This is a genomic window from Mycobacterium sp. 3-98 (genome assembly GCF_035918355.1).
Classification (GTDB): Bacteria; Actinomycetota; Actinomycetes; order Mycobacteriales; family Mycobacteriaceae; genus Mycobacterium; species Mycobacterium intracellulare.
Genome location: NZ_CP142360.1, coordinates 1,789,453 through 1,815,964, shown reverse-complemented (window position 1 = coordinate 1,815,964; position 26,512 = coordinate 1,789,453). Strand labels below are relative to the sequence as shown.

General features: G+C 68.1%; 24 protein-coding genes. 19 read left to right on the top strand and 5 right to left on the bottom strand.

Annotation, left to right across the window (positions count from 1 at the left end; genetic code table 11):
* Positions 1-33: 33 nt before the first annotated feature.
* The 3 genes from QGN30_RS08865 to prfB are packed head-to-tail and all read right to left on the bottom strand — an operon-like array spanning position 34 to position 2,598.
* The gene (locus tag QGN30_RS08865; RefSeq protein ID WP_014380843.1) at positions 34-522 is read right to left on the bottom strand and encodes a hypothetical protein; all 489 of its coding nucleotides are present in this window, start codon (positions 520-522) and stop codon (positions 34-36) included.
* Positions 519-1,496 (bottom strand): mechanosensitive ion channel family protein, encoded by a 978-nt coding sequence (locus QGN30_RS08860; protein WP_026071243.1) that lies wholly within the window; start codon positions 1,494-1,496, stop codon positions 519-521. The genes QGN30_RS08865 and QGN30_RS08860 overlap by 4 nt, the downstream gene beginning before the upstream one ends.
* The gene (gene prfB / locus QGN30_RS08855; protein ID WP_008259372.1) at positions 1,486-2,598 is read right to left on the bottom strand and encodes a peptide chain release factor 2; all 1,113 of its coding nucleotides are present in this window, start codon (positions 2,596-2,598) and stop codon (positions 1,486-1,488) included. The genes QGN30_RS08860 and prfB overlap by 11 nt, the downstream gene beginning before the upstream one ends.
* A 171-nt stretch (positions 2,599-2,769) precedes the next feature.
* Here prfB and QGN30_RS08850 point away from each other — a divergent pair, with 171 nt between their 5' ends.
* The 7 genes from QGN30_RS08850 (at position 2,770) to QGN30_RS08820 (ending at position 11,836) form a co-directional block, all read left to right on the top strand.
* On the top strand, positions 2,770-4,146 hold the full coding sequence (locus QGN30_RS08850; protein WP_036459546.1) for an FAD-dependent oxidoreductase: 1,377 nt from the start codon (positions 2,770-2,772) through the stop codon (positions 4,144-4,146).
* Positions 4,147-4,193: 47 nt separating this feature from the next.
* A complete protein-coding gene (locus tag QGN30_RS08845) occupies positions 4,194-4,610 on the top strand; it encodes a pyridoxamine 5'-phosphate oxidase family protein (protein ID WP_009954272.1) in 417 nt (138 codons plus the stop codon).
* A gap of 712 nt (positions 4,611-5,322) precedes the next feature.
* Entirely contained in the window at positions 5,323-7,653 is a 2,331-nt protein-coding gene (locus QGN30_RS08840; RefSeq protein WP_009954273.1) for a nitric-oxide reductase large subunit, read from the top strand.
* 2 nt (positions 7,654-7,655) lie between these two features.
* On the top strand, positions 7,656-8,282 hold the full coding sequence (locus QGN30_RS08835) for a hypothetical protein (RefSeq protein WP_014712156.1): 627 nt from the start codon (positions 7,656-7,658) through the stop codon (positions 8,280-8,282).
* Entirely contained in the window at positions 8,279-9,076 is a 798-nt protein-coding gene (locus QGN30_RS08830; RefSeq protein ID WP_009954275.1) for a slipin family protein, read from the top strand. The genes QGN30_RS08835 and QGN30_RS08830 overlap by 4 nt, the downstream gene beginning before the upstream one ends.
* A gap of 447 nt (positions 9,077-9,523) precedes the next feature.
* A complete protein-coding gene (locus QGN30_RS08825) occupies positions 9,524-10,699 on the top strand; it encodes a PPE family protein (RefSeq protein WP_095763633.1) in 1,176 nt (391 codons plus the stop codon).
* Between the two features lie 48 nt (positions 10,700-10,747).
* Positions 10,748-11,836, top strand: coding sequence for a PPE family protein (locus tag QGN30_RS08820; RefSeq protein ID WP_014942742.1), 1,089 nt, complete (start codon positions 10,748-10,750; stop codon positions 11,834-11,836).
* A gap of 6 nt (positions 11,837-11,842) precedes the next feature.
* On the opposite strand, the gene QGN30_RS08815 is transcribed toward QGN30_RS08820, so the two are convergent.
* Positions 11,843-12,187 (bottom strand): hypothetical protein, encoded by a 345-nt coding sequence (locus tag QGN30_RS08815; protein WP_009955097.1) that lies wholly within the window; start codon positions 12,185-12,187, stop codon positions 11,843-11,845.
* A 33-nt stretch (positions 12,188-12,220) separates the two neighbouring features.
* Between QGN30_RS08815 and hisN the strand changes: the two genes are divergently transcribed.
* From hisN to QGN30_RS08800, 3 genes are all read left to right on the top strand, one after another.
* Positions 12,221-13,006, top strand: a complete 786-nt coding sequence (gene hisN, locus QGN30_RS08810) for a histidinol-phosphatase (RefSeq protein ID WP_014380847.1) — start codon at positions 12,221-12,223, stop codon at positions 13,004-13,006.
* 80 nt (positions 13,007-13,086) lie between these two features.
* Positions 13,087-14,484 (top strand): acyl-CoA dehydrogenase family protein, encoded by a 1,398-nt coding sequence (locus QGN30_RS08805; RefSeq protein WP_008259397.1) that lies wholly within the window; start codon positions 13,087-13,089, stop codon positions 14,482-14,484.
* A 32-nt stretch (positions 14,485-14,516) separates the two neighbouring features.
* Positions 14,517-15,722 (top strand): acyl-CoA dehydrogenase family protein, encoded by a 1,206-nt coding sequence (locus tag QGN30_RS08800; RefSeq protein WP_008259399.1) that lies wholly within the window; start codon positions 14,517-14,519, stop codon positions 15,720-15,722.
* Here the strand turns inward: QGN30_RS08800 and QGN30_RS08795 are convergent.
* A complete protein-coding gene (locus tag QGN30_RS08795; RefSeq protein ID WP_009955101.1) occupies positions 15,715-16,572 on the bottom strand; it encodes an oxidoreductase in 858 nt (285 codons plus the stop codon). The genes QGN30_RS08800 and QGN30_RS08795 overlap by 8 nt on opposite strands.
* A gap of 22 nt (positions 16,573-16,594) precedes the next feature.
* Between QGN30_RS08795 and QGN30_RS08790 the strand changes: the two genes are divergently transcribed.
* The 9 genes from QGN30_RS08790 (at position 16,595) to QGN30_RS08750 (ending at position 26,505) form a co-directional block, all read left to right on the top strand.
* The gene (locus QGN30_RS08790) at positions 16,595-17,593 is read left to right on the top strand and encodes an acrylyl-CoA reductase family protein (RefSeq protein WP_009955102.1); all 999 of its coding nucleotides are present in this window, start codon (positions 16,595-16,597) and stop codon (positions 17,591-17,593) included.
* A 22-nt stretch (positions 17,594-17,615) separates the two neighbouring features.
* On the top strand, positions 17,616-18,587 hold the full coding sequence (locus QGN30_RS08785) for an NADPH:quinone oxidoreductase family protein (protein WP_009955103.1): 972 nt from the start codon (positions 17,616-17,618) through the stop codon (positions 18,585-18,587).
* Between the two features lie 231 nt (positions 18,588-18,818).
* Positions 18,819-19,913 (top strand): homogentisate 1,2-dioxygenase, encoded by a 1,095-nt coding sequence (locus tag QGN30_RS08780; RefSeq protein WP_009955104.1) that lies wholly within the window; start codon positions 18,819-18,821, stop codon positions 19,911-19,913.
* A 28-nt stretch (positions 19,914-19,941) separates the two neighbouring features.
* A complete protein-coding gene (locus tag QGN30_RS08775; RefSeq protein ID WP_009955106.1) occupies positions 19,942-21,138 on the top strand; it encodes an alpha/beta hydrolase family protein in 1,197 nt (398 codons plus the stop codon).
* Positions 21,135-22,340 (top strand): CaiB/BaiF CoA transferase family protein, encoded by a 1,206-nt coding sequence (locus tag QGN30_RS08770; RefSeq protein WP_009955107.1) that lies wholly within the window; start codon positions 21,135-21,137, stop codon positions 22,338-22,340. The genes QGN30_RS08775 and QGN30_RS08770 overlap by 4 nt, the downstream gene beginning before the upstream one ends.
* The gene (locus tag QGN30_RS08765; RefSeq protein ID WP_014380849.1) at positions 22,337-23,248 is read left to right on the top strand and encodes a hydroxymethylglutaryl-CoA lyase; all 912 of its coding nucleotides are present in this window, start codon (positions 22,337-22,339) and stop codon (positions 23,246-23,248) included. The genes QGN30_RS08770 and QGN30_RS08765 overlap by 4 nt, the downstream gene beginning before the upstream one ends.
* A complete protein-coding gene (locus QGN30_RS08760) occupies positions 23,248-23,871 on the top strand; it encodes a TetR/AcrR family transcriptional regulator (protein ID WP_009955109.1) in 624 nt (207 codons plus the stop codon). The genes QGN30_RS08765 and QGN30_RS08760 overlap by 1 nt, the downstream gene beginning before the upstream one ends.
* Before the next feature lie 10 nt (positions 23,872-23,881).
* Entirely contained in the window at positions 23,882-25,120 is a 1,239-nt protein-coding gene (locus QGN30_RS08755; protein ID WP_009955110.1) for an acyl-CoA dehydrogenase family protein, read from the top strand.
* A complete protein-coding gene (locus tag QGN30_RS08750; RefSeq protein ID WP_014380850.1) occupies positions 25,117-26,505 on the top strand; it encodes a phosphotransferase family protein in 1,389 nt (462 codons plus the stop codon). Before QGN30_RS08755 ends, QGN30_RS08750 begins: the two co-directional genes overlap by 4 nt.
* Positions 26,506-26,512 lie beyond the last annotated feature (7 nt).

The following is a 26,512-nucleotide window of genomic DNA, read 5'->3' as shown; positions in this document are numbered from 1 at the left end:
CAGTGTAGCGGTGATTTTCGCTGGCAGGCGAAGTCAACGGGCCGGGGGCGACGTCGTGGGGGTCGGACCGGGGCCCGGCTGCGGTTGCTCGGGCGTCGGCGTGGGCGGGCTCGTGCTCGGCGGGCAGAACGGCGCCGGGAGGATGCACGGCAGCTGCGGCATCTGGAACGGCGGCGTAGTGGTGGTGGTCGTGGTCACCGGGGGTGGCGGCGGTGGAGGCGGCGGCGTGGTCGTCGGGGTCGGCGTATAGGTGACGGTGGCCGGCGGCTGCTGCACACGGCTGCGCGGCACCCACGTGTAGTTGGGATCGGGCACGAACCCCGGCGGCACCACTTGCTGGGCCGGGGGCTTGGGCGCCGGTGCCGGGCGGTAGGTGTCGTAGGTCCACCACACCAGGAAAAAGGCGATGATCAGCACCAGGGTCGACGTGCGCATCCGCCCGCCGAAGACGTAATTGGGCCAGCGATGTTCGGCATCCGTGTCGTCGCCGCGCTTCTCGAGGATGTTCAGGGTGAATTTCACCGCTTTTGCCCCGCACCTTGGACGTCATTATCGGTTTGCCGTTCGGCGGCCGGGACGGACGCGTCGTCGACCAGCTCCACCCGCGCGTCCGCCGCCGTCACGATCCCGACGCGGGCCAGCGCGCGGATGACCAGGACACGCAGCTGCCGGCCGACCTCGAACTGCTTACCGGGCAGGGTGCGGGCCACCATTCGCAAGGTGACGGTGTCCACTTCGATGCTCTCCACCCCCATCACGGTGGGCGCATCCAGCAGCAATGCCCCCAGCACGGGGTTGTCCATCGCGCGGTCGCATTCCTGGTGCAGGACCTCGTTGACCCGGTTCAGGTCGGCGCTGGTCGACACCGGAATGTCCACCACCGCGCGCGCCCAATCCTTGGACAGGTTGACCACCTTGACGATCTGCCCGTTCGGGATGGTCAGCACCTCGCCGTCCGGCGAGCGCAGCCGGGTCACCCGCAACGTCACGTTCTCGACGGTGCCGCTGGCTTCCGTGGCCGCAACGACGGTGAGGGTGACCAGATCCCCGAAGCCGTACTGCCGCTCCACCAGGATGAAAAAGCCGGACAGCAGGTCTCTCACCAACTGCTGGGCGCCGAAACCCAGGGCGGCGCCGACCACGGTGGCCGGGGCGACCAGACCCCCCACCGAGAACTGCAGCACGTCGGCGATCTGCAGCATGACCCAGATGCCGATGATGACGACCGATACCCAGGAGATCACCGAGGCCACGGCCTGGCGGTGCTTGGAGGCTTCCGAGCGCACCAGCGCGTCGCTTTCGGCGAAGCCGAGGTTGAGCTGCCGGGTCACCTGCTGTGCCACCCAGTTGACGAACCTCGCCGCCAGCACCGCCGCGATCAGCACCATGGCGATCCGCAGACCCCTGGTGATGATCCACTCACCGATCTCGCCCCGCCAGAAGTCGTGCCAACGGTGCGTCATCGAGGCCGCAAGAATGCTTGTGTTATTCGTCATCTTTTCGGTTGCGCCAACGGATTCCCGCTTCCAGGAATCCGTCGATGTCTCCATCCAGGACGGCCGCCGGATTGCCGACCTCGTATTCGGTCCGCAGGTCCTTGACCATCTGATAGGGGTGCAGCACGTAGGAGCGCATCTGGTTGCCCCACGAACTGCCGCCTTCGCCTTTTAACGCGTCCAGCTCCGCGCGTTCTTCGGATCGCTTGCGCTCCAACAACTTTGCCTGAAGCACTCGCATCGCCGAGATCTTGTTCTGCAATTGCGATTTTTCGTTCTGGCAAGTGACGACGATACCCGTTGGGACGTGGGTTAAACGTACCGCGGAGTCGGTGGTGTTCACGGATTGGCCGCCTGGGCCGCTCGAACGGTAAACGTCAACGCGCACATCGCCTTCCGGAATGTCGATGTGATCGGTGGTCTCCACCACAGGCAGCACCTCGACTTCGGCGAACGAGGTCTGACGCCGGCTCTGGTTGTCGAACGGGCTGATTCGCACCAGCCGATGGGTGCCCTGCTCCACCGACAGCGTGCCGTAGGCGAACGGGGCGTGCACGGCGAACGTCGCGCTCTTGATGCCGGCCTCTTCGGCGTAGGAGGTGTCGAACAGCTCGACGGGATACTTGTGCTGCTCGGCCCACCGGATATACATCCGCATCAGCATCTCGGCCCAGTCGGCGGCGTCCACCCCACCGGCGCCGGAACGGATCGTGACCAGCGCCTCGCGCTCGTCGTACTCGCCCGAGAGCAGGGTGCGCACCTCGGTGGCCTCGATCTCGGCCTGCAGCGCCTTCAACTCGGCGTCCGCCTCGGCCAGCGCCTCTGCCGCGCCCTCGCCCTCCTCGGCCGCCAGCTCGTACAGCACCGGCAGGTCGTCCAGACGCCCCCGCAGCTCCTCGATCCGGCGCAGCTCGCCCTGGGCGTGGGACAACTCGCTGGTCACCCGCTGGGCGCGGGTCTGGTCGTCCCACAACTGAGGATCGGAAGCCTCGTGTTCGAGCTTCTCGATGCGGGCGCGCAGACCGTCCACATCGAGCACCCGCTCCACCGTGGTCAGGGTGGAGTCGAGGGCGGCGATGTCGGCTTGACGGTCGGGTTCCACAGCCGACAACGTTACCGGGGGCCGCCAGCCTGCCCGGCCACCGGCGAGTGCTGAGGTCACGACCAGCGGTCATGCGTTTAGAGTCGAGGCACGATCATGTGCGCCCCGCGTTGCGCGCCGGCCTATTTTGGAAGCCCCCGGCGCTGACGTGGCCCGAATAGAAGGTCGAGAATGCGCCCGTACCACGTTGCAATCGTCGGCTCCGGACCGTCGGGGTTCTTCGCCGCGTCCTCCTTGCTGAAGGCGGCCGACGCGTCGCAGGACATCGATGTCGCCGTTGACATGCTGGAGATGCTCCCCACCCCGTGGGGGCTGGTGCGCTCCGGCGTCGCGCCCGATCATCCGAAGATCAAGTCGATCAGCAAGCAATTCGAGAAGACGGCCCAAGATCCGCGGTTCCGTTTCTTCGGCAACGTCTCGGTCGGCGAGCACGTGCAAGCCAGTGAGCTCGCCGAGCGTTATGACGCCGTCATCTATGCCGTCGGTGCCCAGTCCGACCGCGCGCTGAACATCCCCGGCGAGGAGTTGCCGGGCAGCATCGCCGCCGTCGACTTCGTGGGCTGGTACAACGCGCACCCCAACTTCGAGGAGGCCACGCCCGACCTGTCGGGCGCGCGCGCCGTGGTCGTCGGCAACGGCAACGTCGCCCTCGACGTCGCGCGCATCCTGGTCACCGATCCCGACGTGCTGGGCCAGACCGACATCGCCGACCACGCGCTGGAGTCGTTGCGGCCGTGCGGGGTCGACGAAGTGGTGGTCATCGGTCGGCGCGGGCCACTGCAGACCGCGTTCACCACGCTCGAACTTCGCGAGCTGGGCGATCTGGAGAACGTCGACGTGATCGTCGACCCGGCGCAGCTCGAGGGCGTGAGCGACGAGGACGCCGCCGCGGCCGGCAAGACGGCCAAGCAGAACATCAACGTGCTGCGTGATTACGCGAAGCGCTCCCCGCGCCCGGGGCATCGCCGGATCGTGTTGCGCTTCATGACCTCGCCGATCGAGATCAAGGGCGAGGGCCGGGTGGAGCGGATTGTGCTCGGCCGCAACGAGCTCGTCACCGACGCCAACGGGCGGGTCTCCGCCAACGACACCGGCGAGCGCGAGGAGCTGCCGGTGCAGCTGGTGGTGCGCTCGGTCGGTTACCGCGGCGTGCCCACGCCGGGGCTGCCGTTCGACGCGAAGACCGCGACGATCCCCAACAGCGGGGGCCGGGTCGACGGGAGCCGCAACGAATACGTGGTCGGGTGGATCAAGCGCGGGCCGACCGGCGTCATCGGCACCAACAAGAAGGACTCCCAGGACACCGTGGACACGCTGCTCGCCGACCTGGCCAGCGCCGCCCGCCCCGATGGTGGCGGCCTGGCGGATTTCCCGGACGACCACGCCGATCAGCTGGCCGAATGGCTGGCCTCGCGCCAGCCCAAACTGGTCACCTCGGCGCATTGGGAGCTCATCGACGCCCACGAGCGGGCGGCCGGCGAGCCGCACGGGCGCCCCCGAGTCAAGCTGCCGAGCTTGGCCAAGTTGCTTCGGGTCAGCCACGGCTAGATCGCCGGCCCTACTCAACGCCGGCGATTCTCCGTAGCGTTGGGGTCGTGCGTAGCGACGAACCGGTGAGCGTACTCACCGAGGACGAGAACTGGAATCGGTTGGGCAGTGTCACGCTGGGCCGGCTGGTCACCAACTTCGCCGGTGAGCCCGAGATCTTTCCGGTCAACTTCGTGGCGCAGGACCGCACCGTGCTGTTCCGCACCGCCGAGGGCACCAAACTGTTCTCGGCCGTGGCGAACCACGCGGTGGTCTTCGAGGTGGACGACCACAACCTCGTCGAAGGCTGGAGCGTCATCGTCCGCGGTCGCGCCCGGCTGCTGAAAACCGACGCGGACATTGCACACGCAGACCGCGCGCAGTTACTGCCGTGGACCGCCATGCGCAAGCCGCACTATGTGCGGATCACCCCGACCGAGGTCACCGGTCGTCATTTCCGGTTCGGCCCGGAGCCCGATTCATAGGTTGCCACAGCGGATCGCGAGCACGGAGTGCCTGCTCCGCGTGCGCGTCGGGATACAACCGCATCCACCGTGCGAGTCGGCGATCCAATTGCGCGGGCGCCGTGAAGTTTCCGAGCGCAGCATCGCGCGAGATCGACACCGCTCGCAGTGTGGCTCCGCGCAGCCTCGCTTCCTCGAAAGCGTGCCGCAGCACCGTGCCGTTGTCCACCTCGGCGACGACGGTGCCGACCTGCGCGAGCCTTCGGCTGGTCGACCGATGGATCACGGCGACCGGGAATAGGGCCGCGCGGACCAACGAGAACGCAACCGATCAGCTTGAAAACCGTTTTGCCCCAGAGGATGTCCGCTTCCACCTTGCGCGGTTCGCCGGCCGCGTCGACGGCCGATGGGCGTCGGCAAGCGCGGCGCGCGCGACGGCGAGTCGGGTAATCCGTCGATTCCCACGACAATCGCCGGAGCCGAATACATTTTGCTCATCGCGACTTCCTTCGTTGAGCGGTGCGTTCTCAGGCTATTGGCCGTAAAGCGCTCTCCCCCAAGGAGATCGGTCTCGAATTTGGCGCCATTGGAACCGACTGGCCGCGAAACGCTGCGAATTCACTGTTGCCATCGCGATGCCGGCAACCGAATACTGGGTGCGGACGAAAACCGGGTTTGTTTGACATGCGAGACAGCGGCACCACAGCCACCACCTAGACGGGAGACCTCGCGCATGACCGCTCAACCGACCTCCGCCCAACAGTCATCGTCACAGCCGCTGGTCGGCAAAGGCTGGGTCCAGGGTGTCGCCCTCGTCATGATCTTCGGCTTCCTGGTGATGGGCATTCTGGCCTACCGCACCTATTCGGCGTCGATGCCGATGCCGGACAAGGTCGTCAGCGAATCCGGTCAGCTGCTGTTCACCGGCGAGGACATCACCCGCGGACAGGAGCTCTACCAGGCGCGCGGCCTGATGGAATACGGCTCGGTGCTCGGTCATGGCGCCTACCTGGGACCCGACTACACCGCCGAATACCTGCGCGCGGCAACGCAGGACGTCGCCGATCAGCTGAGGGCGCAGGGTGTCAGCGAGCCGCGCGATCGGGTGGTCACCGAATTCCGCACCAACCGCTACAACCCGGCGACCAAGACGTTGGTGTTCACCGATCGGCAGGCCGCGGCGTTCGACCACATCCAGAACCGGTACGCGGCCTACTTCGGGGAGAATTCGACGAAATACGGTCTGCTGCCCCACATGATCACCGACCGGGCGCAAATCCGTGAACTGACCGGGTTCTTCGCCTGGACGGCATGGGCGGCGGCGGCCGAACGCCCCGGGCACCGGTACACCTACACCAACAACTGGCCCGCCGAGCCGCGAGTCGACAACGGCCCCACCGCTCCGGTGATCGTCTGGTCGGCGCTGTCGCTGATCGCCCTGCTGGGCGGCATCGGCATCATGTTCGCGGTCTACGGCCGCTGGAGCCAGAAGGTCGGCTGGCACAGCGCCGAGTCGTCCACCCTGTCCTTCCGCCAACCCGGCGAGGTGAGCCTGACGCCCGCGCAACGAGCCTGCATCTGGTTCTTCGCCATCGTCTCGGTGCTGTTCCTGGCGCAGACGCTGCTGGGCGCGGCCGCTGAGCACTACCGGGCCGACCTGTCGAACTTCTTCGGCTTGGACCTGGCCCGCGTGCTGCCGTACAACCTCGCCCGCACCTGGCACCTGCAGCTCTCGCTGTTCTGGACGGCGGCGGCGTTTTTGGCCGGTGGCATCTTCTTGGTGCCGTTCATCGCGCGTCGCGAACCCAGGCGTCAGGCGTTGCTCGCCTACGTGTTGCTCGGGGCGGTCGCCGTGGTGGTGTTCGGCTCGCTGATCTGTGAAGCGCTGTCCATCTATGGCGTGATCCCCGCGGGCGGGCTGTTCTCCCAGCAGTGGGAGTACCTCGACCTGCCGCGGCTGTGGCAGGTCCTGCTGATCGTCGGCATGTTCTTGTGGATCGCCATCATCTGGCGCGGCATCCGCGGCAGGCTCAAGACCGAGTCGAAGATGAACATGCCCTGGCTGTTCTTCTTCTCCGGGCTGGCCATCCCGGCCTTCTACGCCGTCGGCCTGTTGGCCGGCAGCGACGCCCACTACACCGTCGCGGACTTCTGGAGGTTCTGGGTCGTGCACCTGTGGGTGGAGGACTTCCTGGAGTTGTTCACCACCGTGATGGTGGCCTACATGTTCGTTCTGCTCGGTGTGGTGCGCGAGCGGATCGCACTCGGCGTGATCTTCCTCGACGTCATCCTGTACTCGGCCGGCGGCGTCATCGGCACCATGCATCACCTGTACTTCTCCGGCACGCCGGTGGAGCACATGGCGCTGGGGGCGTTCTTCTCCGCCGCCGAAGTCATACCGCTGACCTTCCTGACCGTCGAGGCGTGGGCGTTCCTGCAACTCGGCGCGCGCCAGCAATCCGGCGACGCCAATCCCTTCCCGCATCGCTGGGCGGTGATGTTCCTGGTCGCGGTCGGATTCTGGAACTTCTTGGGGGCGGGCATCTTCGGGTTCCTGATCAACCTGCCCATCGTGTCCTACTACCAGATCGGCACCGCCCTGACGGCCAACCACGGGCACGCGGCGATGATGGGTGTTTACGGCATGCTCGCCGTCGGCCTGGCCATGTTCGCCTTCCGGTACGTGATCCCGGCCGACAAGTGGCCGGAGAAGCTGGCGCGGATCTCGTTCTGGTGCATGAACATCGGGCTGGCGTGGATGGTGTTCGCCACCCTGCTGCCGCTGGGCGTGCTGCAGCTCTACCATTCGGTCAACGACGGCTATTTCGAGGCGCGGTCGCTGGGCTACATCACCAAGCCGGGCAACGCGGTACTCGAATGGCTGCGGCTACCCGGAGACGTCATCCTGATCGTCGGCGGCGTGCTGCCGTTCGTCTGGATCGCCTGGATCGCGCTGCGCAATTTCCGGTCGGGCACGACGGCGCAGGAGCTGCCCGAAAGTCCGCTGTACACCCAGGCCGCGGTCGAGCCGGAGGCCGGCGCCGCGGTGCCGGCGAAGGATTGACGGTGACCGCGCCGGCGACCTCGGTGTGGTTGATCGCGGGGTACTCCCTGGCCCTGCTGGCCGTCGGGTGGAGTTTCGACGTCATGGCCCGACGGGCGTCGGCGCACGCGGCGCGCTGGCGCACAGGCCAATTCACCTACCGGCCCGACCATGACGCCTGGATATGTCCGCAGGACCACTGGCTGTGGCCGACGTCGTTCGATCCCAAGCACCGGGTCATGCGGTACCGCGCGCTGCCGGTGGTCTGCAACAGCTGCCCCGTCAAATCCGACTGCACCACATCGGAGCACGGTCGCGAGATCAGCCGCGAGATCGACCCGTGGCCGCATTCGGACGCCGGCCGGTTTCACCGCGGAATCGCCTGCTGCGTGGCGGCATTGGGCATCGTGTTGCCGCTGGCCACCTTGATCGCCAACCACTCGGCCGCGGACGCGCTGGTCCTGATGGCGACCGTGCTGCTGGTCGCACTGCTCGGAGCGCCGCTCGTCCGCCACCTGTGGAACACTCCGTCGAACGCGCCTGAACACCTGCCGCACCGCACCGCGATCGAGGATCAGGTGGCGGCGGCGATCGACCGCTACTCCACGCGCTGGGGCGGCTGGAAGCCCAAGGAGGACAACACGACATGACCACGCTGGTGATCGGCCTCATCGCCGCCGGAATCGTTGTGCTTGTGGTGCTCGCGACGTGGTCGCTGGTGGTGCTGCGCGAGTACGAACGCGGGGTGGTGTTCCGGATGGGGCATGTACGTCCGCTGTACGCCCCGGGGCTGCGGCTCCTCATTCCGCTTCTGGACAAGATGATTCGCGTCGACCAGCGCCTGGTCACGCTGACCATTCCGCCGCAGGAGGTGATCACCCGCGACAACGTGCCGGCCCGCGTCAACGCCGTCGTGATGTTCCAGGTGACCGATCCGCTGAAAGCGATTCTGGCGGTGGAGAATTACGCGGTCGCGACCTCGCAGATCGCCCAGACCACCCTGCGTTCGCTGCTGGGCCGGGCGGACCTGGACACGCTGCTCGCGCACCGCGAGGACCTCAACAGCGACCTGCGCACGATCATCGAGAAGCAGACCGAACCCTGGGGCGTCCAGGTCCGTGTCGTGGAGATCAAAGACGTCGAGATCCCCGAGTCGATGCAGCGAGCGATGGCGCGTGAGGCCGAGGCCGAACGCGAGCGCCGCGCCAAGGTCATCAACGCCCGCGGCGAGTTGCAGGCCTCGGAGGAGCTGCGCGAGGCCGCCGAGACCCTGTCGAAGAGCCCGGCCTCACTGCAGTTGCGTTACCTGCAGACGCTGCTGGAGCTGGGAGCCGATCAGAACTCGACCGTCGTCTTCCCGTTGCCGGTCGACATCATCACGCCGTTCCTCCGAAATCCCGAGATGCTACGGGGTGTGGTCGACAGCTTCAACCATCGCGGTTGACGGCGGGCCGACGCCGGGGTTAGCCCAAATATCAAGCGCGTCAATTACTTTCAATATTCGACACGCGTAGATCTAGAGGCCGCTTCGGTGAACAGAAGATGAACGATGGGCAAACGTAGTCTTAATTCTGCCTGGTCGGCGCCGTGAAATACACAAAACCCCGCACACGTCGGCCGCACCTGCGACCTTTGAAGGGCCCAAAAACCGAAGGTCTCCCGCGATGCCCTGTGCGCACGGTCCGCCAACTCGATAAGTACCGCGCTGCCCGCTAGGCAGGCGCGGAGCGATCGCGCCCGGCCGTCCCGTCCCCCGACGCGGGGGTGAGCTTTGCCGGCTTGTCATGCCGGCCTGGGATCGGCCCCACCAACTTTGATCAACGCCGTTGCGGCAAGCGCCGGCGCCAGTGGCGTCTGTCCGCAGACCGCACTTCGAGGGGATGTATCCACAATGGATTGGGCTTTTGTTCCACCAGAAATCAACTCCGCCCGGATGTATACGGGCCCCGGCATGGGCTCGCTGTTGGCCGCGGCGGGAAGCTGGGACGCGCTGTCGGCCGAGCTGAGTTCGGCCGCCGAGGGCTACGAATCGGCGCTCTCGGGCCTGGACCTGCAATGGCGCGGTCCCGCAGCGCAGGCGATGGCGTTCGCCGCCATCCGCTACGCCGAGTGGCTGCAGGTGACCGCCGAGCAGACCAGGCAGACGGCCATGCAGGCCCGGACGGCCGCGGCGGCCTATGAGCAGGCGTATGCGATGACGGTGCCCCCGCCCGTGATCACCGCCAACCGCACCCTGCTGGCGGCGCTGGTGGCGTCGAACATCGTCGGCCAGAACACCGCGGCCATCGCGGACACCGAGGCGCAGTACGCCGACTATTGGGCCCAGGACGCCGCCGCCATGTCCGCCTACTCCGTGTCCTCGGCGGCCGCGACCCAGTTGCCGCGGTTTGCGCCCGCGACCAACTCCACCAACGAGTCCGGGGTGAGCGCCCAGAAGGCCGCCGTGACCGCGGCCAACAGCAACGCCGCCGCCAACAAGGCCGTCACGCAGAGTTATTCACCGTTGTCCACGCAGCAAACGGGCGACACCTACAACTACTACGGCGACATCTATGACTTGTCGGATACGACAGCGGCGGCCGGCGGCAAACCCTTCTTTGCGGCCCTCGACGCCATTCAGGGCACCGGCGTCGGCTTCAGCGCTCCCTACAACATGGAGCAGTTCGTATCCGGCATCATCGGGGCCGAGAACAATTTGGGTATTCTCGCTAAGCCCTTGGCCGCCGCCCCTGCTCTCGCGGCGCCCGCACTCAGCAGCACCACAACGGGTCTCGGCGGGGGTCTCGGCGCAGGCCTGGGCAACGTCACCGCAACCCTCTCGCACGCCGGATCGATCGGGCCGATGTCCGTGCCCGCAAGCTGGGCCGCGCCCACGAGCACCCATATCTCGCCGTTGGAGCCGGCCGGTTTCACCACGCTGCCGGGAACCGAGGAGCCGGTAGCGTCCGGTTACCCCGGCTACCCCGGCATGCCGGGCGGCGGCGCCTCGCGATCCGTCGGAGCGGGTGTCCCGCCCCGCTACGGCGTGCGGCTCACGGTGATGCCACGCCCTCCGGCCGCCGGGTGACGCACCGCCAACAGGGCCGCTGTACGCAGCTGATAGCGCTGTAAGACAATGGATTTCGGGTTTCTACCTCCAGAGGTGAACTCTGGCCGCATGTACGCGGGCCCCGGCTCGGGGTCGTTGTTGGCCGCCGCGGGAAGCTGGGACTCACTGGCGGCCGAGTTGAGCATCACGGCCGCCGTGTACGAATCGGTGCTGTCCGGCCTGACGGGCCTGTCCTGGTACGGGCCCGCCTCCCAGGCGATGGCGGCCAGCGCCGCCCCTTACGTGGGATGGCTGCACGCGACGGCCGAGCGCGCACAGCAGACGGGCATCCAAGCTCGGGCGGCGGCGGCAGCCTACGAGCTGGCGCGCGCCATGACCGTGCCCCCGCCCGCGGTCGCGGCCAACCGCACCCAATTGGCGACGCTGGTGGCAACGAACTTCTTCGGGCAGAACACCGCCGCGATCGCGGCGAACGAGGCCCAGTACGCCGAATACTGGGCCCAGGACGCCTCCGCGATGTACAGCTATTCCGCCAGTTCTGCTGCAACGGTGCAGTTTTCGCCGTTCTCTGCCCCGCGCGAAGCGACCACTCAGGATGGGGTGACAGCGCAGCAGGACGCCGTTACGCAAGCTACCGCCAATGCCGCGAACTCGAATGCGGGCCCGGGTTCGCAGCTGTTCGCGTTTTCCAGAAGGGACGGATTCGCGCGAATCCTGGACACCATCCAGGGCGCCCAGGTCGCGTTCCGATCAATCTTCACGGCGGAGGGGTTCAACGCGGGAATCATCCAGGCGGACAAGAACTTGGGCATTTTGCCGAACCTCGCGGCGGTCCCGGCCGCGCTCCCGAAGGCGCCCGCGCTGAGCGGCGCCGCGTCCGGTCTGGGGAACGTCAATGCGGTGCTGGCCCGCGCCGGCCGAATCGGCCCGATGTCGGTGCCCGCGGGTTGGGCCGCCGCGGCGGGTGACCCCGTCCCGGCGTTGCCCGGCGGCGGGTTGTCCGGGCTGCCGGCGACCGAGGCGCTCGCCCGCACCGGGCCCGCCGCCGCCGGCGTCCCCGGCATACCCGGAGGGACGGTTCGGCGGGCACCGCTTGTGGTGCCCCGCTACGGCGTTCGCATCACGGTCATGACGCGCCCGCCCGCGGCCGGCTGACGCGCCCTAGGACTGCGGCTCCTGCGGTGCGGGCGGAGTCGGCGGGGCGATTCTCCAGTTGTCCGGATTCTTGGGCGAATACAGCACCGGGAACAGTTGACCGATGGTCGGCCACTGATCCACGTCGACGGCCATGCGCTGATACACCGCATGTTCGTTGACCGAGGGGCCGTTGATCACTCCGGCGATGGTGACGAATTGCTCGCCGGTGGCATCGGGACGCGGGCTGACCCCGGTCACCAGCAGCGTGCCACTCAGCAGCTCACCGCGGGGACCGCGCGGGACGAACCGCTGGACCAGGAATACCGCCAGCACCGCGATCAGGAGGATCAGCAGTCCGAATTCCCACACCCCGCCATCGTAGGGCCGTGATAAGACTGCGTCATGAGTCGCACCGAGGATCTGGCGCTGGCACTGACGCTTGCCGACCGCGCAGACTCGTTGACGTCCTCCCGATTCGGTTCGCTGGACCTGCGCGTTGACACCAAACCGGATCTGACGCCGGTGACCGATGCCGACCGCGCGGTCGAAACCGAGCTGCGGGAGGCGCTCGCGCGCGAACGCCCGAAGGACAGCATCGTCGGCGAAGAATTCGGCGGAGACACGACCTTCACCGGGCGGCAGTGGATCATCGACCCGATCGACGGGACCAAGAACTTCGTCCGCGGGGTGCCGGTCTGGGCCAGCTTGATCGCGTTGCTGCACGACGGCGTCCCCGTCGTCGGCGTGGTGAGCGCCCCGGCGTTGCAGCGCCGGTGGTGGGCCGCGGACGGCCACGGCGCGTTCGTCGCCTTCAACGGCACACCACCCCGCCGGATATCGGTTTCCTCAGTGGCGCAACTGAATTCGGCCAGTCTGTCGTTCTCCAGTCTTTCCGGGTGGGCGCAGCTGGGCGTGCGGGACCGCTTCATCGCGCTGACCGATGCCGTGTGGCGGGTGCGCGCGTTCGGCGACTTCCTGTCCTATTGCCTGGTGGCCGAGGGGGCGGTCGACATCGCCGCCGAGCCGGAAGTGTCGGTATGGGATCTGGCCGCGCTGGACATCCTGGTGCGCGAAGCGGGCGGGACGCTGACGGCGCTCGACGGCACCGCGGGACCGCATCATGGCAGCGCCGTGGCCACCAACGGCCTGCTGCAGGGGCAGGTGCTCGGCAGCCTCACTGTGAATTAGTTAACAAGTGTTCTCTGTGATCTTACTCCGGAGTAAGATCGGCTGTATCCGCTTGCCCATCAACCTGAGGCCGCTGACCCATGACCGATACCGGTTCACCAAAAACAACCGCCCGCTCGCGCGTCAAACGGCGCGACCATAAGTCCGCGGTCGGGCTGCAACCGCACAAACGCACCGGCGTCGACATCGCCATCGCGCTCATCACCCCGCTCGTCGGCCAGGAGTTCCTGGACAAATACCAGCTGCGCGACCCGCTCAACCGCGCCCTGCGCTACGGCACCAAGACGATTTTCTCTACGGCCGCCACGACTTCTCGGCAGTTCAAGCGGGTCCAGAATCTGCGCACCGGGCCGACCCGGCTCAAGTCCAGCGGCAAGGACTATTTCGACCTGACGCCCGACGACGAGCAGAAGATGATCGTCGAGACCCTCGACGAATTCGCCGAGGAAGTGCTGCGCCCCGCGGCGCACGACGCCGACGAGGCGGCCACCTACCCGCAAGACCTGATCGCCAAGGCCGCCGAGCTGGGCATCACGGCGATCAACATTCCCGAGGATTTCGACGGCATCGCCGCGCACCGCTCCAGCGTGACCAACGTGCTGGTCGCCGAGGCACTCGCCTACGGCGACATGGGCTTGGCGTTGCCGCTGCTCGCCCCGGGCGGCGTCGCCTCCGCGCTGACCCATTGGGGCAGCGCCGATCAGCAGGCGACCTACCTACCGGAATTCGCCGGCGAGAACGTGCCGCAGGCCTGCGTGGCCATCGCCGAGCCGCAACCGCTCTTCGACCCCACCCGGCTCAAGACGACCGCGGTGCGCACCCCGAGTGGCTACCGCCTCGACGGCGTGAAGTCATTGGTGCCGGCCGCGGCCGACGCCGAGCTTTTCATCGTCGGCGCCCAACTCGACGGCAAGCCGGCCTTGTTCATCGTCGAGTCGTCGGCGAAAGGCCTGACGGTAAAGGCCGATCCGAGCATGGGGCTGCGCGCGGCGGCCCTGGGCCACGTCGAGCTCTCCGGGGTGTCGGTGCCGCTGGGCGCGCGCCTCGGCGAGGACGACGCCTCGGATCAGGATTACTCCGAGGCCATCGCGCTGTCCCGGCTGGGCTGGGCGGCGCTGACGGTCGGCACGTCGCACGCGGTGCTCGACTACGTCGTCCCCTACGTGAAGGAACGCGAGGCCTTCGGTGAGCCGATCGCCCACCGCCAGGCGGTGGCCTTCATGTGCGCCAACATCGCCATCGAATTGGACGGGCTGCGGCTGATCACCTGGCGCGGCGCGGCGCGTGCCGAGCAGGGCCTGCCCTTCATCCGCGAAGCGGCGCTGGCCAAGCGGCTCGGCGCCGACAAGGGCATGCAGATCGGACTGGACGGCGTTCAGCTGCTCGGCGGCCACGGCTACACCAAGGAGCACCCAGTCGAGCGGTGGTACCGCGACCTGCGGGCCATCGGCGTCGCCGAGGGTGTCGTCGTCATCTAAGTCGTTAACTCATTCGAGCTGAAAGTTCAATCATGGCAATCAATCTGGAACTGCCCCGCAAGATGCAAGCGGTCACGACCAAGACGCATCAGGGCGCCGCTGAGTTGATGCGGCCGATCGCCCGCAAGTACGACCTCAAGGAGCACGCGTACCCGGTCGAGCTCGACACCCTGTTCAGCCTCTTCGAAGGCGCTTCGGAGTCATTCGAATTCGCCGGAGCGAACGCGCTCGGCGGCGAGGACGAAGAGCGCGACAAGAACCACAACGGCGCCAACATGGCCGCGCTGCTCCAGACGCTGGAAGCCAGCTGGGGCGACCTCGCGATGATGCTGTCGGTCCCCTACCAGGGGCTGGGCAACGCCGCCATCTCCGCCGTCGCGAACGACGAGCAGCTACAACGCCTCGGCAAGGTGTGGGCGGCGATGGCGATCACCGAACCCGGCTTCGGGTCGGACTCGGCGGCGGTCGCGACGACCGCCACCCTGGACGGCGACGAGTACGTGATCAACGGCGAGAAGATCTTCGTCACCGCCGGGTCGCGCGCCACGCACATCGTGGTGTGGGCCACCCTGGACAAGTCGCAGGGCCGCGCGGCGATCAAGTCGTTCGTCGTGCCGCGCGAGCACCCCGGGGTCACGGTCGAGCGGCTCGAGCACAAGCTGGGCATCAAGGGTTCCGATACCGCCGCCATCCGGTTCGACAATGTCCGCATCCCGAAGGAAAACCTGCTCGGCAACCCCGAAATCGAGGTCGGCAAGGGCTTTTCCGGTGTCATGGAGACCTTCGACAACACCCGGCCCATCGTCGCCGCCATGGCCGTCGGCGTGGGGCGCGCGGCGCTCGAGGAGATCCGCAAGATCCTGACCGAGGCCGGCGTGGAGATCTCTTACGACCGACCGGCGCACGTTCAGAGCGCGGCGGCCGCCGAGTTCTTGCGAATGGAAGCCGACTGGGAGGCCAGCTACCTGCTCTCGTTGCGGGCGGCCTGGCAGGCCGACAACAAGATCCCCAACTCCAAAGAGGCGTCGATGAGCAAGGCCAAGGCCGGCCGGATGGTCACCGACGTCACCCTCAAGTCCGTCGAATTGGCCGGCACCGCAGGGTATTCCGAACAGACCCTGCTGGAGAAGTGGGCGCGCGACTCGAAGATCCTGGACATCTTCGAGGGCACCCAACAGATCCAGCAGCTGGTCGTCGCGCGCCGACTGCTGGGCCTGTCCTCGGCCGAGCTCAGGTAGCGACCGCGTTCAGCCGCTCGCGGTCGTCGTCGTCCAGTTCGATCGAGGCGACGTCGACGTTCTCCTCCAGGTGCCGCAGCGACGAGGTGCCGGGGATCAGCAGCACGTTGGGCGCCACGCCGAGCGTCCACGCCAGCGCGACCTGGGCCGGGGTGCGGCCGAGGCGCTGCGCGATCCCCTGGACCAGCTGATGGCCGAGCACGGGGTTGGGACGCATGAACGCCGCGCCCAGCGGGAAGAAGGGGACGAACGCAATCCCCCGCGTCGTGCACTCGCCGAGCACCGCGGCCGACTCGCGGTGAATGAGATTGAATGCGTTTTGCACACAGGCGATTTCGGTGCGCTCGCACGCATGGGCCAGCTGCTCGCGGCTGACGTTGCTCAGCCCGATTGCGCCGATCAGCCCGGCGTCGCGCGCGGAGATCATGGCCGAGAGCTGGTCGTCGAACAGCTGATCGGGAGCCGAGCTGTCGAACACCCGCAGGTTGACCACGGCGAGCCGCTCGACGCCGAGAGTGCGCAGGTTCGTCTCGATGTCGCGGCGCAGCTCGGCCGGCTCGCCGGCCGGCAGCCAGGCCCCGTCGCCGTCGCGGCGCCCGCCGACCTTGCTGACCAGCGCCAGGTTTGGCGGATAGGGATGCAGCGCCTCGCGGATCAACTCGTTGGCAACGTCGGGCCCATAGATCTGGGCGGTGTCGATGTGGTCGACGCCGAGTTCGACCGCGCGCCGCAGTACGGCCAACGCCTCGTCGCGGTCGCGCGGCGGGCCGAACGCGTTCGGACCGGGCAGTTGCATGGCGCCGAAGCCCACGCGGTTGACCGAAAACCCACCGAGTGGAAAGGGATCCATACGGTGAGGTTAGCGTCGAAGCATGGACACGTTTCACGCGCTCGTCGCGCGCCAAGATGGTGACCGGATAACCGCGTCGGTCGAGACGCTTCGTCCCGACGACCTACCGCCCGGGGACGTGACGATCCGGGTCCTGTATTCGAGCGTCAACTACAAAGACGCGCTGGCGCTGACGCCCGGCGGCGGCGTGGTGCGCAACTATCCGGTGGTGCCCGGCATCGACCTGACCGGCGAGGTCGTGGAGTCCACCTCACCGGACTTCGCCGTCGGCGACGCGGTGCTGGCCCACGGCTATGCGATCGGCACCGGCCACCACGGCGGCTACGCCGAATACGCGCGGTTGCCGGCCGACCAGGTGGTGGCGCTCGGCGCGTTGAGCCCCCACGAGGGCGCGGCGATCGGAACCGCGGGCTTCACCGCGGCGATGAGCGTGCAGGCGCTGATCGACTGGGGCATCGCACCCGACGCCGGCGACATCGTCGTCACCGGCGCGACCGGCGGAGTCGGCTCGGTCAGCGTGGACCTGCTGGCGGCCGCCGGGTACCGGGTCGTCGCCTCGACCGGCAAGGCCGACGCCGCCGAGCGGCTGAAAACCCTTGGTGCCGCGGAGGTTATCGGTCGCCTGCCCGCCGATCCCGACGCCAAACCGCGACCGCTCGGCAAGGCCCGCTGGGCGGGCGGGGTGGATTGCGTGGGCGGGGCGACGCTCGCCGACGTGCTCAGCACCATCGACTACGGCGGCGCGGTGGCGGCCAGCGGTCTCACCGGCGGTCCCGCCCTGCACACCACGGTCATGCCGTTCATCCTGCGCGGTGTGGCGCTGCTGGGCATGGACTCGGTGCTGATGCCGATCGGGCCGCGGCGCGCGCTGTGGGCCCGGCTGGGTGATTCGTTGCGGCCGCGTCACTTGGACTCGCTGGTCAGCGACGTCGACGTGAAGGACGTCGTCGGCGTGATCGATCAGGTGCGCGCCGGCAAGTTCTCCGGCCGGGCCGTGGTGCGGGTCGCGGGCGGTTTTTGAGGCGGCAGTAGGCTCTGCTGGCATGCGCGCGGTACGGGTGACTCGGCTCGATGGTCCAGACTCGGTCGAGTTGGCCGACATCGACGAACCGACTGGTGACGGGGTCGTCGTCGACGTGCACGCCGCCGGGGTGGCGTTCCCGGACGCCCTGCTCACCCGCGGCCTGTACCAGTACCGCCCGCAATTGCCCTTTGTGCTGGGCGCCGAAATCGCCGGCGTGGTCCGGTCGGCGCCCGAGGGCGCGCACGTGGGTCCCGGCGACCGGGTCGTCGGCCTCACGATGCTGTCCGGCGGCATGGCCGAGGTCGCAATCTTGGCCCCGGACCGGGTGTTCAAGCTGCCCGACAACGTGAGCTTCGAGGCCGGCGCCGGCCTGCTGTTCAACGACCTGACGGTGTACTTCGCGCTCACCGTGCGGGGCCGGTTGCAGCGCGGCGAGACGGTGCTGGTCCACGGCGCGGCCGGCGGCATCGGCACCTCGGCGCTGCGGTTGGCGCCGGCGCTGGGCGCCTCGCGCACCATCGCCGTCGTCAGCACGCAGGACAAGGCCGACATCGCCACGGCCGCCGGCGCGACGGACGTGGTGCTGGCTGACGGGTTCAAGGACGCGGTCAAGGAGCTGACCCACGGCCGTGGCGTCGACATCGTCGTCGACCCGGTCGGCGGCGACCGGTTCACCGATTCCCTGCGCTCGCTCGCCCCCGGCGGACGACTGCTGGTCGTCGGATTCACCGGCGGTGAGATCCCCACCGTCAAGGTAAACCGATTGCTGCTCAACAACATTGACGTCGTCGGCGTGGGCTGGGGCGCGTGGGCGGGCACGCATCCGGGCGCGCTGGCCGAGCAATGGGCCGGCCTCGAACGTCTGCTCACCTCCGGGGAGCTGGCTCCGCCCGAGCCGGCCACCTACCCGCTGGACGAGGCCGCGGCCACCGTCGCCTCACTCGAAAACCGCACCGCCAAGGGCAAGGTCGTGCTGCGCGTCCGGGGTTGACGGACGTATTTGTTGGCCGCCTCCCAGCGAGCGGGCGCGTTGCCATCGGAGTTGTCGCTGGGAGGTGGGCACCGAGCGGGTCCGGCCTGCCGGAGACGCCTGTGGCGACTGTGACTGACGCGAGACGACGACGGCCTGGCGCTCTTGCGGCCCTTGTGTCCGACCAAAACAAAAAGTAATGTCACTTTCAGTTTTGTGACCGCCGAGCTTGGCCCATCGGAGGAGCCGTCCATGGAATCCTTTGTGCACCTGCGGAAAGGGAAGACGCCACGCCGGCTTCATGCGGATCTTGACGGGCTCAAGGACGACGAGCTGGGCCGCGGCGGGTTCACCGGTCGCACCGCCAACCTCTACCGGCGCAACGATCCCACCGCCTACCGGTCGGTCGGCCCGCTGCGCCCCCTCGACGTGCTGTCCAGCGAGCTCAAGCCCGGCGACGCCACCGACGCGGGTGGCGGGCCGCTGCTGATGTTCAGCAACGACGACTGCCGAATTCTGTTGAGCCGTCGCCATGAGCCGATGCCGTTCTTCGCTCGTCACGTCGACGGCGACCTGCTGTGCTTCGTCCACCAAGGCACCGGTCTGGCCGAGACGGAGTTCGGGCCGCTGCGCTATCGGGAGGGCGATTGGCTGTACATCCCGAAGGCGTGCACCTGGCGCCAGCTGCCCGATACCGCGACGACGATGCTGATGATCGAGGCCCGCGACGAGTTTCGGATACCGCCCCCCGGCGCGCTCGGCCGCCACTTCCCCTTCGACCCGTCGCAGGTCGTCATCCCCGAGCCGGTCCCCGCCGACGACGACGCGTCCGGCGGCGAGTACGAGGTCCGGCTGATCCACGAGGGCGGACCGACAACGCTGTTCTACCAACACAATCCGCTCGACGTCGAGGGCTGGCGCGGCGATAACTTCGCGTTCACGTTCAACATCGCAGACTACAACGTGGTCACCTCCGACAGCGTCCACCTGCCGCCGACCGTGCACCTGTTCATGCAGGCCACCGGCGTCTACGTGATGAACTTCCTGCCCAAGCCCGCCGAGGGCGTCCCGGGCACCGAGCGCACACCGTGGTATCACCGCAACGTCGACTACGACGAGATCGCCTTCTTCCACGGCGGCTCGCTCTACGGCATCCCGATGCCGCCAGGTTTGATTTCGCATGCGCCGCAAGGGGTTCACCACGGCGCACCCGAAAAGGCGCGCGAACGGGCGCGCCGCAAGTTCGACGAATACTCCCGCGTCGACTGGCAGGTGATCGCCATCGACACCCGCCGCCGGCTGACCCCGTCGGCGGAAATACTCGCCCACGACCTAGGACAACATTGATGACCCGCGATGAGGAGGAGCGGCGCTAATGACGCACGCCGTGAAACCCAAGAAGCACGAGTACGATCGCATCCCCTATCTCGTTGCCTTCCAGAACAATTCCGGTGTCCGGGACGTCTACGGCGGCCTGGCCGAGATCACCGTGCTGGAAAGCTACCTGCTCAAGCCCAGGGACAATCCGTCGGACACCGTGCTGGTGTTCATGCACCCGATCGGCGGTGGCGCCTACCTGCCGATGATCAATGCCCTGGCCCGCGCCGGTCATCACGTCATCTACTGCAACAGCCGCTTCCGCGGCACCGACTCGGCGCTGCTGATGGAGAAGGTGGTCGAGGACCTCGGCGAGTGCATCAAGGACGCCAAGAAACGGCTGGGGTACTCCAAGGTGGTGCTGGCCGGATGGAGTGGCGGCGGTTCGCTGTCGGTGTTCTACCAGCAGCAGGCGCAGAATCCGACGATCACCTCCAGCCCGACCGGTGACGGCCCCGACCTGACCAAACTCGACCTGCCCGCCGCCGACGGCATCATGCTGCTGGCCGCGCACATCAGCCGGCACGGCACGCTGACCGAGTGGCTGGACGCATCGATCCTCGACGAATCCGACCCGACCAAGCGCGATCCCGAGCTTGACCTGTACAACCCCGACAACCCCAACCAGCCGCCTTACAGCCAAGAATTCCTGGCCCGGTACCGGCAGGCGCAGATCGACCGCAACCGCCGCATCACCGCTTGGGTCAAAGACAAGTTGGCCGAGCTGAGGGCCGCCGGCCGGCCGGACGACGAGTTCGGGTTCGTCGTGCACGGCACCATGGCCGACCCGCGATGGCTGGACCCGACCGTCGATCCCAACGAACGCGCCCCGGGGACTTGCTACCTGGGGGATCCTCAAGTGGTGAACATGAGCCCCGTCGGGTTGGCCCGGTTCTCCACGTTGCGCGGCTGGCTCTCGCAGTGGAGTTACGACGACGCCCGCGGCGACGCGGTGTCCTGCGGGCCCGATATCGCGATCCCGGCGCTGGTGATCGGTAACCTGGCCGACGACGCGTGCACACCCAGCCACACCCGCCGGCTTTTCGAAGCGATCGGGCACCCGGACAAGGAGATACACGAAATCCCAGGCGCCACACACTATTACGCGGGACCCGACCAGCGTGACGCGCTGCGCACGGCGGTCACCATCGTCACGGACTGGCTCGTCCGGCACGACTTCGCGAGCGCCGAGTGATTCCCACAGGTCCGCTGGACGGCGTCCGGGTGCTCGAACTGGGCACCCTGATCGCCGGCCCGTTCGCCGGGCGGCTGCTGGGCGACATGGGCGCCGACGTCATCAAGGTGGAACTTCCCAAGGCCCCGGACCCGTTGCGCACCTGGGGCCAGGCCGAAGTCGACGGGCAGCACGTCTTCTGGACGGTGCACGCGCGCAACAAACGAGCCATCACCCTCGACCTGCGCCACCCCCAGGGCCGCGAACTGTTCTGCGAGCTCGTCGAGAAATCCGACATCGTGGTGGAGAACTTCCGCCCGGGCACCCTGGAGAAGTGGAACCTGGGCTACGACGTGCTGTCCGAGCGCAACCCCGGCATCATCCTGGTGCGCGTCTCCGGTTACGGACAGACCGGACCCGACGCGTCCAAGGCCGGTTACGCGTCGGTCGCCGAGGCGGCGAGCGGACTGCGACACCTCAACGGTTTCCCGGGCGGCCCGCCGCCCCGGCTGGCGCTCTCGCTCGGCGACAGCCTCGCGGGCATGTTCGGCGCCCAGGGAGCGCTGGCCGCGCTGTACCGCCGCAGCGTGACCGGGCGCGGCCAGGTGGTCGACGTCGCGCTCACCGAATCCTGTTTGGCCGTTCAGGAATCCACGATCCCCGACTACGACGTCGGCGGCGTGGTGCGCGGACCGTCGGGCACCCGGCTCGAGGGCATCGCCCCGTCCAACATCTACCGCAGCGCCGACGGCTCGTGGGTGGTGATCGCCGCCAACCAGGACACCGTCTTCGCCCGGCTGTGCAAGGCCATGGGGCGCCCGGAGCTGGCCACCGACGACCGGTTCGCCACGCACGTCGCGCGCGGCCGCAACCAGGACGAGCTCGACAACATCATCGGCTGCTGGGCGGCCGAACGCCAGCCGGGCGAGGTCATCGAAACCCTTTCCGCCGCAGGGGTGATCGCGGGTCCCATCAACACGGTCGCCGAGGTCGTCAACGACCCGCAGCTGCGGGCCCGCGACATGCTGGTCGAGCACTACGACGAGCGGTTGCAGCGCAATGTGCTCGGACCCGGCATCGTTCCGGTGCTCTCGGAATCTCCGGGCCGGCTGCGCAACGCCGGCCCGGCGCGTCCGGGCGAACACAACGACGACGTCTACGTCGGGTTGCTGGGCAAGACCGCCGCGGAACTCGAGGAGCTGCGGGCCCAGGAGGTGCTATGACCACCCAGCATGTCCAGATTCGAGAAGTGGCCCTGCGCGATGGCCTGCAGATCGAGGCGCCAATCCCGTTGTCGGCCAAGCTCGAACTGCTGGCCGCGGTGGCGGCCACCGGCGTCCGCGAGGTGGAGGCCACCGCGTTCGTCTCCCCGACGAAGGTGCCGTCGATGGCCGACGCCGCCGAGCTCGCCGCCCACCTGCACGACTACCCCGACATCGAATTCTCCGCCCTGGTCGCCAGCCCGAACGGGGCCAGGCGGGCCGTCGCCGCGGGCCTGCGCTCCATCGAGTACGTGGTGGCCGCCGACGACACCTTCAGCGAGGCCAACGTCGGGCGCACCAGCGCGGAGGCTACCCACCAGATCGACGAGATCGTCGCGATCGCGCACGACGGCCCCACCGGCGTCCCTGTCACCGTCGAGGTCGTCATCGCCACCGCGTGGGATTCGCCGTTCGAAGGCCCCACCCCGCCGCAGCGGGTGCTCGACATCGCCGCGGCCGCACGCGAGCGCGGCGCCGACCGGCTGTCGATCGCCGACACCATCGGCACCACCACCCCGGGCCGCGTGAGTTCGCTGATCGCGCAACTGCGTCCGGTCATCGGGGACATGCCGCTGGGCGGCCACTTCCACAACACCCGCGGCTCCGGACTGGCCAGCGCCTACGCCGCGGTCACCGCCGGGGTGACCCGGCTGGACGCCTCGGTCGGTGGGCTGGGCGGCTGCCCGTTCGCCCCGGGCGCCACGGGCAACATCGCCACCGAGGACCTGGTGTATCTGCTGCGCGACAGCGGTGTCGACGTCGACGTCGACCTGCAAGCCGCCATCGCCGCGGCCGCCGTGGCGAAGTCGTTGGTGGGCCACGATTTACCGAGCTCCCTGCTGCGCGCCGGCGACCGGATACAGAATTGATGTCCGCCCCGGAGGCAACCCGCGAGCTGACCGCCAAAGGCCGCCAAACCAGGCAGGCCATCGAGCAGGCCGCCCGTAAACTGTTCGCCGAACGGGGGTTTCACGGCACCACGGTGGCCGACATCACGTCGGCCGCCGGGAAATCGCCGGCGGTGTTCTACCGCTACTTCACCGACAAGGAAGACCTGCTGGCGGCGCTGGCGAAATCGTTCCTGCACGAGGTGGTGACGCCGTCGGGGGCCAGTGTTCACCTGCCCGACGCCCCCGACGACGACGCCTTTTTCACCTCGGTGGTCACCGGCTACTGGAACATGTTCAAGCAGAACATCGGGATCATGATCGCGGTGGCCCAGCTGGCCGCCACCCAGCGCCGGTTCGCCGCCGTGCAGAACGAATTCCGGCGATTGGGCATCGATCTCGTGGCGGCCTCGGTGCGCCGCGCCCAGGAGCAGGGCTACGGCGCCGAATTGAACCCCGAACACACCGCGGCGGCCATCGCGCTGCTGTTCGAGAACTTCACCACCGTGTTCGTCGGTCCCTCCAACCTGGGCATCAAGATCAGCGACAAGGACGCCATCGCCACGCTGTCGACGATCTGGAAGAGAACCCTGTACGGCGCATAAGGAGAAAACCATGGATTTCACGCTGCCCGAGCACCTTCCGGGTGTGCTCGCCGAGATGGACGAGTTCATCGAGACCGAGATCAAACCGCTGGAACGCGAGAACATCCAGTATTTCGACCAGCGCCGCGAGCACGCGCGCACCGATTGGGACAACGACGGCATTCCCACCCGCGAGTGGGAGGACCTGCTCGCCGAGATGCGCAGGCGCGCCGACAAGGCGGGCTGGCTGCGCTACGGCCTGCCGGCCTCGCTCGGCGGCCGCGACGGCAGCAACGTCGACATGGCCGTCATCCGGGAACACCTGGCGCGCAAGGGACTTGGCCTGCACAACGACCTGCAGAACGAGTCGTCGATCGTCGGGAACTTCCCGCAGGTGATCATGATGGAGCGCTTCGGCACCGACGAGCAACGCCGGGTGTGGTCGGAAGCGCTGATCACCGGGGAACGTTCGATGGCGTTCGGACTGACCGAGCCCAAGCACGGCTCGGATGCCACCTGGCTGGAAACACACGCCGAACGTGACGGCGACACCTGGGTGATCAACGGCTCCAAGCGGTTCAACACCGGCGTGCACCGCGCCACCCACGACCTGGTCTTCGCCCGCACCTCCGGGGAGCCCGGCGGCGCACGCGGAATCACCGCGTTTCTGGTGCCGACCGATACGCCGGGGTTCGACGTTCCGTACTACTGGTGGACGTTCAACATGCCCACCGACCACGGCGAGGTCGAGCTGACCGACGTTCGGGTGCCCGCGGACGCGGTGCTCGGCGAGGTGGATCGCGGCCTGGAGGTGGCGCAAACCTTCCTGCACGAGAACAGGATTCGGCAGGCGGCCAGCAGCCTGGGCGCCGCGCAATACTGCATCGACCGCGCCGCCGAATACGCCGGCGGCCGAACTGTGTTCGGCAAGCCGCTGTCGGTCAACCAGGCGGTGCAGTGGCCGCTGGCCGAGTTGCAGACCGAAGCACAGATGGTGCGCCTGCTGGTCCAATACGCCGCCTGGCATCTGGACCGCGACCACCACATGGAGGTCTCCGACAAGGTGTCGATGGCGAATTACCGCGCCAATCGCCTGGTCTGCGACGCCGCCGATCGGGCCATGCAGATCTTCGGCGGCCTCGGGTACAGCCGGCACGAGCCGTTCGAGCACATCTACCGACACCACCGTCGTTACCGGATCACCGAGGGCGCCGAAGAGATCCAGATTCGCCGGGTGGCGCAGCGGCTGTTCAACTTCGGCCGAAAATGATGCACGATGACGAGTCGGCCGAGCTGACCGCCAAACTCGCCGCCGTGCTCACGTCGGCCATCGGCACCGACACGGCGGTCGAGAACCTGCGCGCGCTGACCGGCGGCGCCAGCAGAACCACCTGGGCGTTCGAGGCCGTGACCGGCGCGCAACGCCGCTCGCTGATCCTGCGCACCGGTCCGCCCGACGACGTGCATGCCGGCATGGAACTCGAGGCCCGGTCCCAGGCCGCCGCCGCGGCCGCCGGAGCTCCGGTCCCCCACGTCCTGATCGCCGACGATTCGCCTGCGGCACTGGGTAATCCGTTTCTGATCTGCGATGAGATCAAGGGCGAGACCATCGTGCGGCGCATCCAACGCCGGCTCGACTCCGGTGACGGGCACGCCGGCCGCGCCCGATTGCTGCAGCAGTGCGCGCAGGCGGCGGCCGCCATTCACCGCGCCGACCCACACGGCCCGGGCCTGGCCCACGAGGACCAGCTCGACGAATGGCGCCGGCGCCTTGACGACATGGGCGACACCACCGCCACCTTCGAATGGGGGTTTCGCTGGCTGGCCGCAAACCGGCCCGACCCGACGCCGGCGGTGCTGGTGCACGGCGACTTCCGGATGGGCAACCTCATCGTCGACGGATCCGACCTTGCCGCCGTGCTGGATTGGGAACTGGTGCACGTCGGCCAGGCGTACGAAGACCTGGCGTGGTTCTGCATTAGGGCCTGGCGATTCGGCGCCCCGGCCAGCCTGGGCGCCGGCGGCCTCGGCAGCATCGAGAGCTTCCTGCGGGCCTACGAGCAGGCCGGCGCGACTACCGTCGACCGGGTGGCGTTTCACTGGTGGCTGGTGCTGGCCACGCTGCGCTGGGGTGTCATCTGCCGATTCCAGGCGGAACGGCATCTGAGCGGTCAGCACCGCTCGGTCGAGCTGGCCACCATCGGGCGCCGCGTCTGCGAGACCGAGTGGGACCTGCTCAACCTGCTCGCGCCCGCCGACGATGGGCGCCGCGCGGCGGCGCGAGGAGGAGGCGGGCAATCGGGGCCGGGCGGCCCCGTGAGCGGTGCGTACGGCCGCCCGCGGGCGGCCGAACTCGTGGCCGCGGTGGCCGAATTCCTGGAGACCGACGTCCGGGCCGCGACCGACGGCCAGGTCAACTTTCACGCCAGGGTGGCGGCCAACGCCCTGCGCATCGTCGAGCGCGAACTACTCGACGACAGCGGGGCCGAATCCCGTGCGGCGCTGGCCGGCCTGGGTGTCGCCGACGAGGACCAGCTGGCCGCCGCGATCCGGTCCGGCGAGATGGACGACCGGGCGGCCGACGTCACGGCCTGCCTGCGCACCCTGGTACGGCGCCGGCTCGCCGTCGCCCACCCCGGATACGACAGCGAATAGGAGCCAC

Excerpts from the sequence above, each read along its gene's own strand:
- QGN30_RS08860 (WP_026071243.1), bottom strand. The coding sequence starts at position 1,496 with ATGACGAATAACACAAGCATTCTTGCGGCCTCGATGACGCACCGTTGG.
- QGN30_RS08850 (WP_036459546.1), top strand. The coding sequence starts at position 2,770 with ATGCGCCCGTACCACGTTGCAATCGTCGGCTCCGGACCGTCGGGGTTC.
- QGN30_RS08840 (WP_009954273.1), top strand. The coding sequence starts at position 5,323 with ATGACCGCTCAACCGACCTCCGCCCAACAGTCATCGTCACAGCCGCTG.
- QGN30_RS08830 (WP_009954275.1), top strand. The coding sequence starts at position 8,279 with ATGACCACGCTGGTGATCGGCCTCATCGCCGCCGGAATCGTTGTGCTT.
- QGN30_RS08825 (WP_095763633.1), top strand. The coding sequence starts at position 9,524 with ATGGATTGGGCTTTTGTTCCACCAGAAATCAACTCCGCCCGGATGTAT.
- QGN30_RS08820 (WP_014942742.1), top strand. The coding sequence starts at position 10,748 with ATGGATTTCGGGTTTCTACCTCCAGAGGTGAACTCTGGCCGCATGTAC.
- hisN (WP_014380847.1), top strand. The coding sequence starts at position 12,221 with ATGAGTCGCACCGAGGATCTGGCGCTGGCACTGACGCTTGCCGACCGC.
- QGN30_RS08805 (WP_008259397.1), top strand. The coding sequence starts at position 13,087 with ATGACCGATACCGGTTCACCAAAAACAACCGCCCGCTCGCGCGTCAAA.
- QGN30_RS08800 (WP_008259399.1), top strand. The coding sequence starts at position 14,517 with ATGGCAATCAATCTGGAACTGCCCCGCAAGATGCAAGCGGTCACGACC.
- QGN30_RS08795 (WP_009955101.1), bottom strand. The coding sequence starts at position 16,572 with ATGGATCCCTTTCCACTCGGTGGGTTTTCGGTCAACCGCGTGGGCTTC.
- QGN30_RS08790 (WP_009955102.1), top strand. The coding sequence starts at position 16,595 with ATGGACACGTTTCACGCGCTCGTCGCGCGCCAAGATGGTGACCGGATA.
- QGN30_RS08785 (WP_009955103.1), top strand. The coding sequence starts at position 17,616 with ATGCGCGCGGTACGGGTGACTCGGCTCGATGGTCCAGACTCGGTCGAG.
- QGN30_RS08780 (WP_009955104.1), top strand. The coding sequence starts at position 18,819 with ATGGAATCCTTTGTGCACCTGCGGAAAGGGAAGACGCCACGCCGGCTT.
- QGN30_RS08775 (WP_009955106.1), top strand. The coding sequence starts at position 19,942 with ATGACGCACGCCGTGAAACCCAAGAAGCACGAGTACGATCGCATCCCC.
- QGN30_RS08765 (WP_014380849.1), top strand. The coding sequence starts at position 22,337 with ATGACCACCCAGCATGTCCAGATTCGAGAAGTGGCCCTGCGCGATGGC.
- QGN30_RS08760 (WP_009955109.1), top strand. The coding sequence starts at position 23,248 with ATGTCCGCCCCGGAGGCAACCCGCGAGCTGACCGCCAAAGGCCGCCAA.
- QGN30_RS08755 (WP_009955110.1), top strand. The coding sequence starts at position 23,882 with ATGGATTTCACGCTGCCCGAGCACCTTCCGGGTGTGCTCGCCGAGATG.
- QGN30_RS08750 (WP_014380850.1), top strand. The coding sequence starts at position 25,117 with ATGATGCACGATGACGAGTCGGCCGAGCTGACCGCCAAACTCGCCGCC.